The sequence below is a fragment of the Clostridium ljungdahlii DSM 13528 genome (assembly GCF_000143685.1).
In the GTDB taxonomy this organism is placed as follows: domain Bacteria; phylum Bacillota; class Clostridia; order Clostridiales; family Clostridiaceae; genus Clostridium_B; species Clostridium_B ljungdahlii.
This window is the reverse complement of sequence record NC_014328.1, coordinates 1,951,855-1,970,762: the sequence shown is the minus strand read 5'-3', so window position 1 is coordinate 1,970,762 and position 18,908 is coordinate 1,951,855. Positions and strand designations below refer to the sequence as shown.

Genomic DNA, 18,908 nt, shown 5'->3' with positions numbered 1-18,908 from the left:
TTAAAAACTTTTCCATAAGTCTTAGTGAGGTATTTTAGAAAATCTTAGGGGCTTATATATGTCTGAGGTACGAGTTTATATAAGCTCCTTTAGATTTTTAAAATACTGAACTTTAGACTTATTAAAAGTTTTTAGTGTGATGAAATTTGTCAGTATGTGGCTAGCATAAGTCAACTTTCAAACTAGAAACTCTATTATTATTCTGTTATAATCTTGTGGATCAGAACTGGTTTTTCTGCATGAGCACTGATAGTGATATTCTCGTAAATCTTAGCTTTTACATCTTCTACATCTTCACGGTCTGAATAAATAGTCATAAGTGATTCACCTTTTTCTACCTTATCTCCAACTTTTTTATTAAGAACTATTCCTACAGCTAAATCAATTTTATCTTCTTTTGTAGCTCTTCCCGCACCTAAAAGCATTGCTGCTATACCAATTTGGTCAGCTACCATATTTGAAACATATCCTCCTTCCTTTGCAGGAACAGGTATTTTATATTTTGCTTGAGGTAATTTTTCAGGATTGTCCACAACTGATGGATCTCCACCTTGATTTTTAAGGAATTCCTTGAATTTTTCTAGTGCTTTACCACTCTTTATTGCTTCGAGTAATTTCTCTCTTGCTTCTTCTAACGTCTTTGCCTTTTTACCAAGTACAACCATCTGGCTTCCAAGAGTTAAAACAAGCTCTGTTAAATCTTCTGGTCCTTCTCCTTTTAATGTATCAATAGCTTCTTTTACTTCAAGAGCATTTCCAATTGCAAATCCCAAAGGTTGAGACATATCAGAAATTATTGCCATAGTCTTTCTACCTACATTATTGCCTATTTTAACCATAGCATGTGCAAGTTTTTCTGAATCTTCTTCCGTCTTCATGAAAGCTCCTGCACCAGTTTTAACATCAAGTACTATTGCATCTGCTCCTGCTGCAATCTTCTTGCTCATTATTGAACTTGCAATTAGTGGAATTGAATTTACAGTTCCAGTTACATCACGAAGAGCATATAACTTTTTATCTGCTGGAGTTAAATTACCAGTTTGGCCCATAACTGCAACTTTACTGTTGTTAACAAAATCAATAAATTGTTCTTTTGTAAGTTCAACATGGAATCCTTTTACTGATTCAAGTTTATCAATAGTTCCACCTGTATGTCCAAGTCCACGTCCTGACATCTTTGCAACAGGTACGCCTAGAGATGCAACCATAGGTGCAAGAACAAGTGTTGTTGTATCTCCTACTCCACCTGTTGAATGTTTATCAACTTTTACACCCTCAATTGCTGAAAGATCAATAGTTTCTCCAGAATGAACCATTGCCATAGTAAGATCTGCTCTCTCACGATCAGTCATATCCTGAAAGTAAATTGCCATTGCAAGTGCACTTGCCTGGTAATCAGGAATTGAGCCTTTAGTATAACCTTCTATAAAAAATTTAATCTCTTCTGTAGTTAATTCTCCTCCTTCACGTTTCTTTTCAATTACGTCTACCATTCTCATTTTTACATACCACCTTTATATTAATTTTTGTAAAAAGCTTTCGCCATATTTAGGCATCTTAACTTTAAAGTTATCTGCAATTGTTGCACCTATATCTGAAAAAGTTCTACGTATTCCTAGATCTTTACCTTCTTCAAATCTCTTTGAATAAACAAGTAAAGGTACAAATTCCCGAGTATGATCTGTTCCAGTATATGTTGGATCATTACCATGATCTGCTGTAACTATAAGTAAATCATCTTCCCTTAACTTTTCAAATACTTCAGTGAGTCTTTTATCAAATGCTTCTATAGCATCTCCATATCCTATTGGATTACGTCTATGTCCATAAACTGCATCAAAATCAACTAAATTAGTAAAGCTGAGGCCATGAAAATCTTCATCAAGTACAGAAATAAACTTATCCATACCATCCATGTTTGATTTAGTTCTAATTGCTTTTGTGACTCCTTCACCATCAAATATATCTCGAATTTTTCCAATAGCAATTGAATCCAAACCTGCATTCTTTATATAATCCATTACTGTTTCACCAAAAGGTTTTAATGCATAATCATGTCTATTTGAAGTTCTCTTAAATGTATCCGCTGTTTTTCCAACATACGGTCTAGCAATTATTCTTCCTAATTTATATGGTTCATCTAGTGTTATATCACGGCAATATTGACATATTTTATATAACTCATCCAGTGGTATAACTTCTTCATGTGCTGCAATTTGAAGTACAGAATCTGCAGATGTATATACTATAAGCTCTCCGGTCTTAAGCTGTCTTTCTCCAAGTTCTTTTATAATTTCCGTTCCACTAGCTGGCTTATTTGCTATAACTTTTCTTCCAGAGAAATCCTCAATCTTCTTAATTAATTCATCTGGAAAACCATTAGGGAAAACTCTAAATGGCTTATCAATATACAGCCCCATCATTTCCCAATGCCCTGTCATAGTATCTTTTCCACGTGAAGATTCCTGCATTTTTGTAAAATAAGCTTTTGGATGAGCAGCCCTTTTTACTCCCTTGATTTCATATATATTAGATAATCCCATAGCTTCCATGTTAGGTATATTTAATCCGTTCTTTTTTTCCGCAATGTGCGCTAATGTATTAACGCCAACATCACCAAATTTTTCTGAATCTGGTGCCTCGCCAATGCCAACAGAGTCCATAACTATTACATGTATTCTCTTAAATTCATTCATCAAAATCACTCCTTACATATATATTATACAATTAATCCAACAATAGTTGCTGTAAGTACACTTACTAGTGTTGCTCCATATAATAATTTTAATCCAAAACGTGCAGCTACATTGCCTTGTTTTTCATTCAATCCTTTAACTGCACCTGCTATAATTCCAATTGATGAGAAATTTGCAAATGAAACTAGAAATACAGATACTATAGCTGTTGCTCTATAGGATAAGCCAAGATTTCCCTGTGCAAGTGTAGTCATTGCAACAAACTCATTTGATACAAGTTTTATTGCCATTATACCCCCTGCTTTTACTGCTTCATTAAATGGTACACCCATAAAAAATGCAAATGGAGAGAAAATGTATCCAAGAATATCCTGGAATGAAATACCACATATTCCTTTAAATATTGCATTAATTAATGCAATTATTGAGACAAATCCAATTAACATTGCTCCAACTGTAATAGCAACTTTAAATCCATCCATGATGTATTCACCGAGCATTTCAAAGAATGACTGTTTTTCCTTCTCTTCAACCTCTAAAATGTCATCTTCCGGTTTTACAGTATATGGATTTATAATTGAAGCTATAATGAATCCACCAAATAAATTTAATATAAGTGCTGTTACTACATACCTAGGTTTTATAAGAAGCATATAAGAACCAACAACAGAAGCCGATACTGTTGACATAGCTGATGCACAAAGAGTATATAGACGATTTTTAGGCAATAAACCAAGCTGCTTCTTTACTGAAATAAATACCTCTGATTGTCCAAGAATTGCTGATGCTATTCCATTATAAGATTCCAATTGGCCCATACCGTTTACTTTACTCAATGCTAATCCAACATACTTAATTATAAAAGGTAGTATCTTACAATATTGTAGTATACCAATTAAAGCTGAAATAAACACGATTGGCATAAGAACATTTATAAAAAATACTGAGGTTACTCCTTTATTTACCATGCCACCAAATACAAAGTTTACACCTTCTGACGCACATTTAAGAAGTGCTCCAAAACCATTTGCTACTCCACCTACTAAAATATTACCTATTTCAGTATTTAACAAAATAAATCCAAAAATAAATTGTAAGACAACCATTATAATTATAGGCTTTATCTTTACACTTTTCCTATCATTGCTGCCAAGTAGTGCAAGTCCAGCTACAATGGCTAGTCCAATAATTCCAATAATAAATTTCATTTTGTGTATCCCTCCTTAAATACTTTTAACTAAAATGTCCAAATCTTCAAATAACGATTACATTTATAAATATAATTTTTTAAATTGATAGTAATTTAGTAACTTACGCAATTTAAAAAAATTGCGAAACAATTTTCTTAAAGAACAAAGTTCAAAGTTCAAATATCAAATAAGGATAATTTTCTTCCTAACGTCAGAAAATATTAGAATTATAGATTTCCTGAGGTATGAGGGAAATCATCTTTATCTGTTCTTTGTTATTTGAACTTTGTATTTTGCTTATATTAAGTCTACATTTTGTATATGTGAAAGTTGAGTTATTAATATATAAGCATAGCTTCTACTAATAGAGTCCATACAAATATTTATTCAGATACAATAGTAATACCTGCACTTGCACCTATACGACTTGCTCCTGCTTCAATCATATCTAAAGCCTCTTGTTTAGTATGGATACCACCAGATGCCTTAACTCCCATATCTTTTCCTACTGTTTCACGCATGAGTTTAACATCTTCTACTTTAGCTCCATACTTTGAGAACCCCGTTGATGTTTTTACAAAATCTGCTCCTGCTTTTTTAGCTATCTTACAAGCTCTAACTTTCTCTTCTTGTGTTAAAAGGCAAGTTTCTATAATAACTTTTACTAATGCCTTTCCTTTTGCAGCTTCTACAACAGACTTTATATCATTTTCTATATACACATCATTTTTATCCTTTAATTCTCCAATATTAATGACCATATCAACTTCCTGCGCACCATTTTTGATTGCATCTTTTGCTTCAAACACTTTTGTTTCAGTTGTATTAGCCCCAAGAGGAAATCCAATAACCGTACATACCTTAACTTCACTACCATGTAACTTCTCACTTGCTAGTTTAACCCATGTCGGATTTACACAAACTGAAGCAAAGTCATACTTCTTTGCTTCTTCCGTCAATTTAATTATCTGACTTTTCGTTGTTTCCGGTTTTAACAATGTATGGTCAATCATTTTAGCAATATTCATAATAAATCTTCCTTTCATACAGTAATTCATAATAAATTTTAGCATTTGTAAAGCTTATTATGAAATTTTGTTCATACGTTTTCAAATTAAAAGTATTCTTTTTAGCTTGATTTCAAAATAAAAGAACACCTTTATAGTTTATACTATTTATTTAAATCTTCTTTGGTAAAGGCTCCTGGTAATAATTCATCTAATGTCTTAACTATATATTCACTTTCACCTTTTCCAAGTATTATCTCTGCATCCTTTGAAGCAAACTCTGCTATAACCTGTCTGCAAACTCCACAAGGATATGTATAATCGTTTTCTACTCCTACAATGGCAATCGCTTTTATAGCTCTATTTCCTTCCGATATAGCTTTAAATATTGCAGTTCTTTCTGCACAATTTGTTGCACCATATGAAGCATTTTCTATATTACAACCTGTATAAACCTTTCCATCTTCGGCAAGTACAGCTGCTCCAACTTTAAAGTTGGAATAAGGAGCATAAGCATTTTTTCTTCCCTCAAAAGCCTTAGAAACTAAATTTTTATAATCCATCAAATTTGTATCCTCCCCTCAATTTCTATTACACATACATAATAAATCTTTTTTGAACATTTGTAAATAGGTATATGAAATTTAGTTCATATACCTATTTTAAAAGTTTTCTGGCAGTATATTTATCTGTAATCAATATATTAGCATTTTTTCCTTTTAAAGCTCCTTTAATTGCCTCAACTTTATGTGATCCCCCTGCAACTAAGATTGCCTTTTCCTTTTTCTTTAAATTTTCTAGTGATATCCCTATAGTACGATTATTTATGTCTTCATCACAAATCTTACCGTTTTCGTCAAAGAATCTCGAACAAATATCTCCTACACCTTCTTGTTTTAACTTCTTTTTCTCTGAATCATTTAGATATCCTAGTTGAAATAGTAATGCCTCATCCCTTACAGTACCAACTGTAAAAATTGCTATATTGGCATTTGCTCCCATTTCTATAATACTGTTAATATTCCTATCATGCTCAACCATTTCCTTTATAGTTGAATTGTCAAAAATCACAGGCAAAGGCAAATACCTTGGTATCGTATGAAATGCTTCTGCAAATAGTTCAATAGTTTCAAAAGCATATGTATTTACTTCTGAATAACTAATACCCCCTTTTAGCTGAATCACTTCTATTCCCTTAAGATTTTTAGGCTCAAGATTCTTTGCAACTTCATACATAGTAGTTCCCCAACTTACTCCAAGCATATCACCATTTTTTAAAATTTCACTTAAATATTCTGCTGCCTCTTTGCCAATATACTCTCTTATAAGTTCATAATCATCCTTTGGCGAAAAAGCAACGCGAACATCTCTTAATCTATATTTTTCCTTTAATTGATGTGACATATTATCTAAATCATCAAAAGGATCTACAATGTCGATTTTTACAAATCCCTTTTCTTTAGCATATTGCAAAAGCCTAGATACAGTAGGCCTTGATATTCCAAGTTGGGATGCAATTTGCTGTTGACTATAATCTGACTTATAATATAACCTTGCTGCTTCAATACTCAATTGCTGCTTTTCGCTGTCCATAAATTCACTCCCTGTACTTTAACTTTCTTCTAATCATATTATATAGCCTTTTTAAAACAAATCAAAAAATTTTTATTCATATCTTAAAGCTTCAATAGGATCTAATTTTGCTGCCTTGCTTGCCGGGTACAGCCCAAAGAATATACCTATTGCTGATGAAAATGAAAATGCTATAAATATTATTTTAAATGACACTGGTACGGGCATCTTTAAGAAAGATCCTGCAATTTTACCTATTGTTATACCTAATATAGTTCCAATAGTTCCACCTATAAGGCACAGTATTATAGACTCCATTAAAAATTGTACTTTTATGTCTCTAGTTTTTGCTCCAATAGCTTTTCTTATGCCTATTTCTCTAGTTCTCTCTGTCACAGATACAAGCATTATATTCATAACACCTATACCACCAACTAAAAGTGATATAGCTGCAATAGCACCCAATACACCTGTTATAACAGATAATGATTTATTTAGATTTTCAAGCTCTTTAAATCCAGTTTGAGCTGTGTACTTGTTTTTGTTTTGATGTTTATTTTCAAGAATTTTTACCATTTTGGAACTTATTTCTTCAGCCTTACTCATGTCAGACAACATCACTGACATATAACCAATATCGGTATTTGTAAGTATTCTATCTGCAATAGTTATAGGTATAAATATTGAACCGGGAGCATTATCTGACATGGACCCGAGATTACCATTTGGATCTTTACATACTCCAACTATATTTAAATCTATATCTTGGTCATCTGAACTTAATTCAATACTTTCTCCAAGAGCATCATTTGTATTGTGAAATAATTTTGCAGCTGTTTTTTCATCTATAACTGCTGCAGTTGACCTTATATCTACATCATGTTCTTTTAAAAACCTTCCATTAACCATTTTTATATTTGAAAGTTTATCGTAACCTTCTGTTGATGCCACAATTTGGACACGCTTGGATTTATTTTCAAGCTTCAAATTTCCATCTCCTCCGAGCGTAGGAACAACTGATGTAACTTCAGGTATTTTCTCCTTTATAAGGTCTATATCATCCATAGTAAAATAATCTCTTTTTTCTATAGCACTATCTGAAGACTGATTAAGCTGGAGATTGATTACGTTACTACCCATGCCCTGAAATTGTCCTGTAATATATTGTTTTGCTCCAGCACCCATAGACACTATAGTAATTACAGAGGATATTCCAATTATTATTCCCAGCATAGTTAAAAAGGATCTTAATTTATTTGATTTTATACTTTGTAGTGCAGATTGAAAGCTTTCTTCAACATTCATATTACTTCTTCCCCCCAACTATAGTTCTTCTTTCTACTGGATTATCTGAAATTATAGCTCCATCCTTAAAAACTATGGTTCTTTTTGTATGCATGGCTATGTCAAGTTCATGTGTAACCATAACAATAGTTACTCCTTCATCATTTAATTGCTGAAAAATCTCCATTATTTCTTCACTAGAAATACTATCCAAGTTTCCTGTAGGTTCATCTGCAAGTATTATAGATGGATCATTTACTAAAGCTCTTGCAATAGCTACCCTCTGTTTTTGTCCACCAGACATTTCATTAGGTTTATGATGAAGTCTATGAGATAATCCAACCCTATCTAGAGCCCATTTAGCTTTTTTCTCTCTCTCTCTTTTAGATACTCCTGCATACATCATGGGCAATTCCACATTAGCTATAGCTGTAAGTTTGGGAAGTAAGTTAAATGCTTGAAATACAAAACCTATTTTCTTGTTTCTTATATCAGCTAAACTGTTATCATCTAATGATGATATATCTACACCATCTAAATAATATTTTCCATCTGTAAGTTTATCTAAACAACCAAGTACATTCATAAGAGTAGACTTACCTGATCCTGATGCCCCCATTATAGCTACATATTCTGTCTTTTCAATTTCTAAATTAATTTCCTTTAAAGCCTTAAGTTTTACAGCACCAGTATCATATATCTTAACTAAATTCTCCAATTTAATTATCACTTATTGTTCCCTCCTGCTTGAGTCTCTACAATATCTCCATCTTTAAGAGTATCCGGAGGATTTGATACATATTTTTCTCCTTCATTAAGACCATCTATAACTTCCATATAATCATCTGTCTCTATGCCTGTGCTTATATATCTTTTTGAAATCTTATTTTTGCTATTCACTATGTAAACATATTTCTTCTTTGTACCTTTTTCTTCTTTCACACTATCAAAGCCCATACAAACTACATTTCTTTTTTCATTAAATACAATTTCTGCATCTGCTTCATAACCTACTTTTATACTATCATCTGCATTATCTAGAGTTACTATCACATTTACTTTAGCTTCCTGATTGGTGGCTTTAGCATCAGCCTTAACTTGAGCTATTTGTCCTACATCTGTAACGGAACCAGTATACTTTTTTTGATCATTACCTTTTATTTTAACAATAGCCTTTTGTCCTTTTGCAACTTTCATAGCATCATATTGACTCATATCTATAGAAACTTTGTATTGTGAAATATCATCTACAATAATCATATCTCCTGCTTTAGGGACTTGATTTTCCTTAGCGTCAACTCTCATTACTCTTCCATCTACATTAGATCTTATATTACTTTGTTCTATCTTTGCATTTAAATTGTCTATTTCAGCTTTAATAGAATCTGTTTGATTTCCTGCATTATCTTTGCTAGTCCCTGGTACCGCTTGTGCTTGTGACTGTGATACTGCATTTTGAGCATTCTTTAAATCAATCTTTAGCTTTTTTAGTTCACTGTCATAGTCAGATGTATCCATTTGAACTAAAATATCTCCCTTTGTAACCTGTTGCCCTTCAGTTACTAAAACCTTTGATACCTTCTGGGTATTATTTAAAGTTATATCATTGCTATATTTCGGTTCTATGCTTCCTGAAACCGTAGTACTTTGAACTATATTTCTTTTAATTACCTTAGATATAGTTACTTTCTTACCTTGTGATTTCCTCGACTTTACATAAGAAGATATTCCTATAGCTGTAATTATAAATATAACGGCTACTATAATTGCTAATTTTTTTTTGTTTTTTGCAAAATTCAATTTAAGTTTCATTTATTTTCCTCCCCATTTTTTCTACAATCTTACTAAAAATTATAAACCTTTTTCCAAACTATTGATATAAAGATAAAACTGACACTGTACAAAAACAATGCCAGCTTGTCTAGCTCACAAAGTACTATTCAATTTCAACAATGTTTTTAAATTAAAACTTTAAAAACATATACTGCAGCAGCGTAAATCACAAAAACTATAATTGCTGCTTTTTTTGTCTTCATTTTAAACACAATAGAAGTACCAATTGTTGATATCACTGCACTCCATATATAGAAAAAATCTATACATGAGAACAACTTATAAATTGTACTTTTCATATCTGTTGATGAACTTAAAACCAATGTAAGGCTAGTTGAAATGTTTTTTATATTTTGTGGCTCTGTAAAAAGCATTATTATTGCAGTTAAGATTCCACCTATTAAAACTGGAACATAAGCTAATATGTTTATACAATATAAATTTTTAAAATTTCCTGTTTCTTTTGAAATAGAAGCTATAAGTTTAATAACAGCACTAATTATTAATGCAAATAATGCCGGCGTAATTAATGCACTAATTACCGTAAAAATTATAGCTCCAGTTTTTATAATTGGAATTGCAGCTTGAGAAAAGTTTGGCACTTGCTGAGCTTGTAAAACAGCAAAACTTGTAAGTTTGGGTATTTCTATTATATAAATAATTAACTGGATTAATGTTACAGGTATTAAATATCTCCATATTTTAGGATTTTTATTGACTCTTTCCATTGTTTCTCTTGGCGAAACTATAGCACCAATAATATTTTTTAAAATTCCATCTTTTCTTTCTTCTGAATTTTCTTCTGACATTTAACTTCCCCTCCTACTTTTAAATAATTTTCTTTTACGTTTTACTTGCCAAAATATATCTATACTGTATATATACATTATATACAGTATAAACATAAAAATCAATGTATTCATTTAAACAGTAAGCATTATTTCTAGCCATTTTTACCTCACATATATCATTTAATGACATATCATTAAATAGACTATATCATTAAATGATATGAGTGTCAACAGGTATAATAATAGCTTTAACCTATTATTTTTTTGTGTATATATAAAAATCAACTTTCCTATTAAAAAAAGTCAGATTACATTATCTGACTTTTTCATTCTAATATTTTGATTAATTTATTTTTATTTAACTGATTTAAACTTTCTTTTTTCTTTCCTCAAAAGCCTTAAAAACTAAATTTTTTTAATATTACTAATTATTATCTCCATAAAGAAATTTTTTGATTTTATGGTACACATCTTCTTCGCCTATTGCTAAAAAAATATCTTCCTCTTTAAATACAGCATAAGGTCCTGGAGAAAGTATTAAATTTCCTTCTCTACGTATACCTATTATAGTAGCATTTGTATTTTGCCAGAACTTACTCTCACATATAGTTTTCCCTACAATGCTGAGTCCCTTATATATTTTAAATTCAAAAGGCATGAATGGATTAATGTTTACAAATCTATTTGAGTAATCTAGGAGTTCATTTATTCTTTCTCCAATTTTTTTTTCAATTTCATTTCTCTCATTTAATAAGCCCAAAATTTGATTTTTAGATTTATTCATGGAACCTATGTCCTTAAATTTATTTATAAATTTCAAACAATTATCCACGGATTTAACAATAATCCCACTGCCCTTTATCACTTCTACAATATCCACTTCATTTAAAAGCATAATAGCTCTTCTTACAGTTTCAGGAGAAACATTATAATGACTTGAAAGAGATGATCTTCCATGAAGTTTATCCCCTATGGAAAAATCACCGTCTAATATTCTATTAGCTATATCAATTGCTATCTTCTGGTATACAGGTTTTGTAACATTTTGCGATGACATTTTAAATTTTACTTTAAGTTATTCTGATAACTTGAAGTAAAGCCTCCTTCCAATAAAATCCTTATAAACAGAGTTCTTGGTTTCAGATGGAGTTTTTTCTCCATCTAAAACTTAGAAATCGTTATCCAAGCGCGTAGCATTGCTTATCCCCCCACTTTGATAGAAAAGAAGATATCTCAAATCTTCGATTTGATGATAGTCGCTTTCGCAGAGTGCGATGGGGGGTTAGAAATGGTAGCGATTGGATAAATCAATATTAAGTATAAATTATTATTTATACTATGTAAATAATAATTTAACAATTTGTTGGAATTACTAATTAAAATTTCATATAAGCCCTTGATCTATATTAAAATAGAATTAATTGAATTTATGTATAAATTATAAATATACATTAACTATTAATGACAAGTAGCAACTTATATGATAGAATTAAGTTGTCACTAATTTTAAAATAGGGATAAATAACAAAAAATGATGTCAATACTTGAAATTTTTCTTGTAAGCGTCAAAAAGGAGGTAATTGATTTGATCAAAGTAGGTCTAATAGGTTTAGGTAAGACAGGAAAATATATTGCAGAAGGTATTTTACAACAAGATAACATGGAAATGGTAGCTGCAATCTGCAGCCCTAATAGTAAAAAAAAGGGAATGAATTTAGGAGAGTTACTTGGTAATTTTAAAACAAAAGTAAAAATAACTACTTCTGATGAACTCCAAGCTACTATTTTTAAAACCAAACCAGATGTTGTGGTAGACTTCTCAAATCCACAAGCAACCATAAAAAATGCCGTCATACTATCAAAAATGAAAGTAAATATGGTAATAGGCACAACAGGTTTCTCCAAAGAAGATATTGACAAGCTTCAAACTATATCCTATAAGTTTAAAAACGGCATAGTTTACGCCCCAAACATCACTTTAGGAGTAAACGTAATAATGCTGCTAAGCAATATTGCAGCTACTATATTAAATAATTATGATTTTCAAATTATAGAAATGCACTATAAAAACAAAAAAGACTCCCCTTCAGGGACTGCATTAAAACTATCAGATGAAATAGAACATGGTCTTCAAATATCTGGTGTACAAAATAAACCTATTCCTATAAGCTCTGTACGTGCTGGAGGGGTAGTAGGAAAACATAAAGTTCTTATAATTGGTGATGAGGATAGAATAGAAATAAGCCATGAATCTTTTTCAAAAAAAGCTTTTTCACTAGGAGCTCTTAATGCAGTAAACTACATTTATAAAAAATCTGGATACTACGAAATGAAAGACGTATTAAATCTAAAAAAAATACTTCATGAATACATTGACAATCTAGACAATGAAGTACTTAGTTCTCAAATTTAAAAATTAAACCATTTTACTGAGTCATATCTTTAATCCTAATTTATGACCACCCTTAAAATGGGTGGCCCGTTAAAAATCTCTATTTAAAAGATTATTTAATTTTAAATTATTCACAAGCATCTCATGCACAACAATTTCTCAAATTAACTATATCGTCCATAGAAATACTTGCCTGTACAATTCCCTTTTTATCTCTACGTGAAATTCCAGCAAACTTATAGTATTTACCATCCAAATCTCTTTTCACAAAATCTTGTACCACTACTAAGTCCCTATTAGACAATATTTTTCTAAACTGAAATGTCTGAGATGAAGGATTATCCTCAAATCTAAATCCCATGGTTTCAGAATCATTTGTCATTACAATCACTCCATCCCCGTCTGTTATATAAAAACTAGATATGTTAGTTTTACCAACATATTCGCAAAGTTTTTCAATAGTAAAATTATCTTTGCATATTTTTTCTGCAATATCGTTGCAGTACTCTATAAGTTTAGATTCTATTATTTTTTCAAATTCTTTTGTAAAATCAGTGAGTTTTTCCATAGAAAAATGCATTTTTTGAGAACACTCTATATTCTCATCCTCCAAAGCAGATTGATTTTCTGTCTCAACCACAATTACAGAAACATCCCTTTTAAAATCAGCAAAGAAAGCTGCTAAATTTTGGTTAAAAGCCGCAACATACTGTGTGTGTTCAGTTTGTTCTACAATTTTTTGTGAAAGAAAGGCTAAATTATTATTTATATTATGAATTTCACTGCTAAACTCACTAAAATAATTTTTAATAGATTTTATAGAGTCTTTTCCTTGTGAGCTTTTCTCTATCAAGTCTTCAATAGACTTTACAGTATCAACAGTATGTCCCTTTATTTCATCTACTTGTGATTTTATATTTTTAGAATAGACTGCACTTTCATCAGCCAATTTTCCTATTTCTAAAGCTACAATTGCAAATCCTTTTCCATTTTCGCCAGCTCTTGCAGCTTCAATAGAAGCATTTAATGACAATAGGTTTATATTTGCAGTTAATTTATTTATCAATTCTGCCATATTCTCAATTTTATCTGTTATATTAGAGAGATTACTTATATTATTTGACAGAAGCTCCATACTGGAATTCATATTCTCAAGAATAGTTACAGATTTCTCTACGGATTCACTGCTGCGTGTAATATATTCATCTGCTTTTTTGCCACTGCCTGTAACACTATCTGAAAATTTGCGCATTTCTACTTCTGAATTTGCCATATTCGCAGATAAATTTGAACATTCAGATATTTTATCACATATAGCATTTGCATTTTTATTAAATTCATTTATATATCCTTTAATTTTTAAAAGTCCCTTTTTAGACATACTGCAGGAATTTGATATATATTCCAAATCATCGCCCATAGTTATAGATGAATTCAAAGTTTTATATATCCATACTAACATATCTTTACATAGCCTATCAATTTTATTCGATATGGAATCTTTTCTTTGAAAATTATATGTAAAGTTACCGGACAGTATTTTATCAAGTACATCATCATAGTATTTGACAATTTTATTATATTTTATTTTCTCATATAAAAATAGATTAAAAAATAGATCGGCAAATAAGATCATTAAAATAAAAAAAACAATTTTCCCCATAATCAATCCTCCTATAATTACAGATTTAATATAACTAAGCGAATATTTTTGCCTTAATTTTAAAAATATATATTAAAATTTATCATTATAATAATAAGTATATTATAACAATTTCTACAATTAAATCAACTATTTATACATTTATATAATATTAACTATTGCAATTTCTTTATTAAGACAACACAATTTGAAGATTAATATGAGGAAAGTCGTTTTAAAATAAGATATTTTCCTTATTTAGAATATTTACTAATCCAGCTTACTATATCATCTATAACATACTTTGGTACATTCCCCTTTCCATACTCCTCAGGAGTCATCTTTCCTTCCCCTTCTATAAAAAAGTGATTTAACTTATCATAAGAATTATACTCAACATTTTGTTTATCCTTCAATATATTCTTCCACTTTTCTAAATTAGAAGCAGCTACTTGATAATCCCTCTTTCCTTGAAGAATAAGAAGGGGATTTTTTATGTCTACTGCATCCTGTGCTTGAGTTGAATTTTTAACACTCAACCAATAATAAGGATATGCATGAAAGATTATAGTATTTTCAGATATATTTTTAGGAAAATCTTTATTGTTTTTTACTAAGTCATATAAGTTTTGTATATACTTTAGATTATCTTCATCCATATATCCTATTGAATTCAAATATTTACTTTGCTCTAAAAGAGTGTCTAAAAAATCTACCGGTCCTGCCATCATTATTCCACCAGCTGCACCGCTATTGCCACAATCTTTTAATATAGTTGGTGTAAGCATTGCCCCCTGACTGTGTCCTAAAACAAAGACCTTGCTGGAATCAATTTCTTTAGTTTTCTTTAATAACTTCACTGCATCTACTGCATCATTTACTGTTTCCTTATTCAAATCAAGTTTTGTATCTATTGCAGTTAAGGATGGATATTCATTTGACCTCTTATTATAGCGAAGCACTGCAATTCCCTTTGAAGCAAGTCCTGCAGATATATCCTTAAATACCTTCGTGTCCCCATAGGTCTCGTCCATATCATTAGCGCCGCTTCCGTGGACAAGCACTACTGCCGGGAATGGTCCCTTCCCTTTAGGTATGCTCAATACTCCTGGAAGTTTATACTTTTCATCTCCTATAGCCACATTTTTTTCAGTAAAATTATCTATATTTACATAAGTTGGAAGTTTGTAATTACTTTCCACTGGGGCAGCTTCAGATGTGAAATCATATACTTTTCCATCATTGTCATATTTTATTTTTATATCTAAATTTGTAGGAAGCCCTTCTACTTTATAGGTTAATGTAACCATATTGCCAAGAGGCAGCTTTTCCTGCTTTATATCTAGAGGTTTTGTATCCATTCCTTTAAAGCTCATACTGGAAAAAGAACTTTTCATTATGCTTTCTCCATATCCTGATTTTAAATCAGTGCTTAATCCTTCCATAGCCTCATCTATTTTTTTATTTAGTAAACATGTCATAAAATCCTCAGCTTTAGATTTTAAGCTCAGGGGATTCAAAATATCCTCTACATTTTTAGAAATCATATTTTCTCCTCCAAGTATTACAATCTTATTCACCTTTTGATTCTGTACATAAGATTTAAGCTCCTCTACATTACCTTCATCAGTTATTACTATAGGTGCCTTAAATTTAGCTGAAAGAGCAATACCAGAAAGTGCATCTGGAAAGTTTTTTCCACTTGCAACTACTAAGTTTTTCAAATCCTTATTGAAATATTTGCATATATTTATAGAAGTTTCATATCTATCTTTACCTTCTATTCTCACTACATTTTGTGATACTTCTTTCAATTTACTCTCTATATTGCTGCTTACAGAGCTGATTCCTCCTATCACATACATATTAGAAGGTTTTATTTCCTTAATTTTTTCTTCTATCTCATTTGGCAGGTTTCCAGAAGGAGTTATAAAAACAGGATATCCTTTATAGGAAGCTATGCTTGCTATACTTAAAGCATCGGGAAAATTGTCACCATTTGCTACAATTACTGGAGTTCCTTCCTTTACATCTGCTTTGCTTACTGCTTTTACATTGGTTTCATATCTGTCTTTTCCACCTAATCTTATTATTTTATTAAATCCTTTTTCTTTAAAATACCTTTCAAATTCACTATTTACAGAAGCTTCCCCTCCTAAAATATATATAGTTCCTTCTTTTTTTAAATGATTTTCAATATAACCTAATGTTTTATCACTACTTTTTATATTTTTACCTACAAGCATTATAGGAGAATTTCCTAATTCCTGTAGACATCCAGCTGAAAGTGCATCTGCAAATTGTTCTCCACTTGCAACTATTACACTGTCCAATTGTCCTTGCTGAAAATAGTTAGCTATATTGCTACAAGTCTCATATCTGTCACTACCATATAATCTTTGTACACTAAAGTTGTCGTCTGCATAAGCAGGATAAGATAAAAAAGTACAAGTTGCTAAAGCTAGCACAACACTCAATTTAGTATTTCTATTTAGCATAATGCTCCCCCTCTTTTATATACTATATTTGTTATAATTCTTATATTTGTTATATATGTATTATAACAAATACAGATTAAAAAAACAACGGGTATAGTGTCTGGGCTTTGGTATATTACACCTTAAATACATTTTGGTATTAGATCATTCCAACTTTTGATGATTGATAACATAGGATTGTATTATTATAATTTAATTAGGTTCTAATATTGAACGTTTTCAAAATATTCTTGAAAGGATGGAAAAAATGAAAAAAAGCTTAGCTAAAATTTTGGTTCCATTGATTGCATTTACCTCAGTAATGAGTGTGCCTTTTTACAAAGTAAGTGCAGCTGCACAAACTCCAATATCAAGAACTCAAGTTGAGCAAAGGGCAGCAAGTCTAATGGATTTAACTTGGACATACTCTGCAAATAAAAATAGCAATATATCTTCTCAATATGCATCAAGTGTTACACTCCCAAGCCAGTTTAAAGGTATAACAACAGCTACTTTTAAAGGTATACCTTATGATTGGGGCGGTATTGACGGAATTAATACCAATTCCTACAACGCTCCGTGGACAAGCTTCCTTGATGCAGTTAACAAAGGTGCCTTCACAGGAAACGTAAATACAGATGGTGGACTAGGATATATACCTGGAACTGCAGGAATAGATTGCTCTGGTTTTGTACAAGCTTCTTTTAATATTGCAGACTACAAACAATCAACAAGCACCTTATTAAACAACTATTTTAAAAAAATTGATTTAAACAGTCTACAACACATGGATATCCTAGACAAGCCAGGTGATCATGTAGTTATCTTTGATAAATGGGGAACTTTAAATGGAGTACAAGGTGCTTTTACCTATGAATCAACACCTGATCAAACTTATGGTGGAATACAGGGTACTAAAAGATATTTTATAAGCATGAACACAATTAACCAAGGATATATACCTGCTCGTTATATAAATATAGTTGAAGATACAACACCATCCACTCCTAAATTTAAAGTTGGAGGATATGCACAGGTTGCCAATGTAACAAGTTACGCAAATTTAAGAGCAAATCCATCAACAGATGATACTATTTTAACCAATGTTCCAAAAGGTACTATTTTAAACTTAATGAATTACTCAAATGGATGGTATCAAGTTACCTACAACGGACAGACAGGATGGATCTGGGGAAACACCCTTGGTACAGTACCAGCAAATCAGTACGTAACTATTAGTGGTGTATACCAGTTAAATATAAGAGCAACTTCATCGTCTACAGCACAAATAGTTGGGGTGCTCTCTCAAGGACAATATGCACAGAAAATTGGTCAAACTTCAGATGGCAGCTGGTACAAGATCCGTATAAATGGAATTGAAGGATGGTCTTCTTCAAAATATTTAACCTATATTCAATAATAAACAGAGTTCTTGGCATCAGATGGAGTTTTGACTCCACCTATGCTTAGAAATCGTTATCCAGGGACGTAGCTGCTCTTTACTCCCGCTTGGAAAAGTGGGAGTATTAGAGTAGGTAGTCATCGGACAAAAAAGATTGCACAAGTTTTACTTTATGTAACTTGATTGCAATCTTTTTCGTTCATAGAAAAATTTTCTGTGTGGCAAATTATTTCTCTATCTGATTACTTCCCCAAGTAGATAATTCATAAAGTAAAGGTAATAAACTTTTCCCCCTGTCAGTCAATGAATATTCTACTCTTAAAGGCATCTCATTATATTGTTTTCTAGTAATTAAGCCATCATCTTCCAGTTCATGTAAAGAATTTGACAACATGGTATTTGTTATCCCTGATATTGCATGTTTTAATTCATTAAAACGCACTACTTCCATTTTTATCAACTGCACTAATATGCGCAATTTCCACTTCCCACCTATAATATCCAGAGTATATTTCACAGGACATTCTTTTGTATTGTACGATTCCTTAATTAATTTTAAGTACTGTTTTAATTCCTGCTCTGTAGCCATATAAAATCCTCCATAGTATAAAAAAGAATACCT

The 18,908-nt window shown here is 31.1% G+C and carries 16 protein-coding genes; 2 read left to right on the top strand and 14 right to left on the bottom strand.

What is annotated here, in order from left to right:
• Positions 1 to 197: 197 nt before the first annotated feature.
• From CLJU_RS08925 to CLJU_RS08875, 11 genes are all read right to left on the bottom strand, one after another.
• On the bottom strand, positions 198 to 1,499 hold the full coding sequence (locus tag CLJU_RS08925) for a pyrimidine-nucleoside phosphorylase (protein WP_013238471.1): 1,302 nt from the start codon (positions 1,497 to 1,499) through the stop codon (positions 198 to 200).
• Positions 1,500 to 1,514: 15 nt separating this feature from the next.
• A complete protein-coding gene (gene deoB, locus CLJU_RS08920; RefSeq protein ID WP_013238470.1) occupies positions 1,515 to 2,696 on the bottom strand; it encodes a phosphopentomutase in 1,182 nt (393 codons plus the stop codon).
• A gap of 23 nt (positions 2,697 to 2,719) precedes the next feature.
• Entirely contained in the window at positions 2,720 to 3,904 is a 1,185-nt protein-coding gene (locus CLJU_RS08915; RefSeq protein WP_013238469.1) for a NupC/NupG family nucleoside CNT transporter, read from the bottom strand.
• A 365-nt stretch (positions 3,905 to 4,269) separates the two neighbouring features.
• On the bottom strand, positions 4,270 to 4,914 hold the full coding sequence (gene deoC, locus CLJU_RS08910) for a deoxyribose-phosphate aldolase (RefSeq protein ID WP_013238468.1): 645 nt from the start codon (positions 4,912 to 4,914) through the stop codon (positions 4,270 to 4,272).
• Between the two features lie 143 nt (positions 4,915 to 5,057).
• Positions 5,058 to 5,456, bottom strand: a complete 399-nt coding sequence (locus CLJU_RS08905) for a cytidine deaminase (protein ID WP_013238467.1) — start codon at positions 5,454 to 5,456, stop codon at positions 5,058 to 5,060.
• Positions 5,457 to 5,550: 94 nt separating this feature from the next.
• Positions 5,551 to 6,486, bottom strand: coding sequence for a sugar-binding transcriptional regulator (locus CLJU_RS08900; RefSeq protein WP_013238466.1), 936 nt, complete (start codon positions 6,484 to 6,486; stop codon positions 5,551 to 5,553).
• Positions 6,487 to 6,558: 72 nt separating this feature from the next.
• On the bottom strand, positions 6,559 to 7,770 hold the full coding sequence (locus tag CLJU_RS08895; RefSeq protein ID WP_013238465.1) for an ABC transporter permease: 1,212 nt from the start codon (positions 7,768 to 7,770) through the stop codon (positions 6,559 to 6,561).
• A 1-nt stretch (position 7,771) separates the two neighbouring features.
• Positions 7,772 to 8,479, bottom strand: a complete 708-nt coding sequence (locus CLJU_RS08890) for an ABC transporter ATP-binding protein (protein WP_013238464.1) — start codon at positions 8,477 to 8,479, stop codon at positions 7,772 to 7,774.
• Positions 8,476 to 9,561: an efflux RND transporter periplasmic adaptor subunit gene (locus tag CLJU_RS08885; RefSeq protein ID WP_013238463.1), complete on the bottom strand. Its 1,086-nt coding sequence runs from the start codon at positions 9,559 to 9,561 to the stop codon at positions 8,476 to 8,478. Before CLJU_RS08885 ends, CLJU_RS08890 begins: the two co-directional genes overlap by 4 nt.
• A 146-nt stretch (positions 9,562 to 9,707) precedes the next feature.
• Positions 9,708 to 10,391, bottom strand: coding sequence for a Yip1 family protein (locus CLJU_RS08880; protein WP_013238462.1), 684 nt, complete (start codon positions 10,389 to 10,391; stop codon positions 9,708 to 9,710).
• A 406-nt stretch (positions 10,392 to 10,797) separates the two neighbouring features.
• The gene (locus CLJU_RS08875; protein WP_013238461.1) at positions 10,798 to 11,430 is read right to left on the bottom strand and encodes a GntR family transcriptional regulator; all 633 of its coding nucleotides are present in this window, start codon (positions 11,428 to 11,430) and stop codon (positions 10,798 to 10,800) included.
• 528 nt (positions 11,431 to 11,958) lie between these two features.
• On the opposite strand from CLJU_RS08875, the gene dapB reads away from it, so the two are divergent.
• Positions 11,959 to 12,786, top strand: a complete 828-nt coding sequence (gene dapB / locus CLJU_RS08870; protein WP_029169931.1) for a 4-hydroxy-tetrahydrodipicolinate reductase — start codon at positions 11,959 to 11,961, stop codon at positions 12,784 to 12,786.
• A gap of 121 nt (positions 12,787 to 12,907) precedes the next feature.
• Here dapB and CLJU_RS08865 read toward each other — a convergent pair whose 3' ends face one another.
• Together CLJU_RS08865 and CLJU_RS08860 are read right to left on the bottom strand one after the other, a co-directional pair.
• Positions 12,908 to 14,428 (bottom strand): methyl-accepting chemotaxis protein, encoded by a 1,521-nt coding sequence (locus CLJU_RS08865; protein WP_013238459.1) that lies wholly within the window; start codon positions 14,426 to 14,428, stop codon positions 12,908 to 12,910.
• Positions 14,429 to 14,661: 233 nt separating this feature from the next.
• A complete protein-coding gene (locus CLJU_RS08860; RefSeq protein WP_013238458.1) occupies positions 14,662 to 16,905 on the bottom strand; it encodes a cell wall-binding repeat-containing protein in 2,244 nt (747 codons plus the stop codon).
• 247 nt (positions 16,906 to 17,152) lie between these two features.
• On the opposite strand from CLJU_RS08860, the gene CLJU_RS08855 reads away from it, so the two are divergent.
• Positions 17,153 to 18,304 (top strand): SH3 domain-containing protein, encoded by a 1,152-nt coding sequence (locus CLJU_RS08855; RefSeq protein WP_013238457.1) that lies wholly within the window; start codon positions 17,153 to 17,155, stop codon positions 18,302 to 18,304.
• Between the two features lie 208 nt (positions 18,305 to 18,512).
• Here CLJU_RS08855 and CLJU_RS08850 read toward each other — a convergent pair whose 3' ends face one another.
• On the bottom strand, positions 18,513 to 18,875 hold the full coding sequence (locus CLJU_RS08850) for a winged helix-turn-helix transcriptional regulator (RefSeq protein ID WP_013238456.1): 363 nt from the start codon (positions 18,873 to 18,875) through the stop codon (positions 18,513 to 18,515).
• Positions 18,876 to 18,908: the final 33 nt, after the last annotated feature.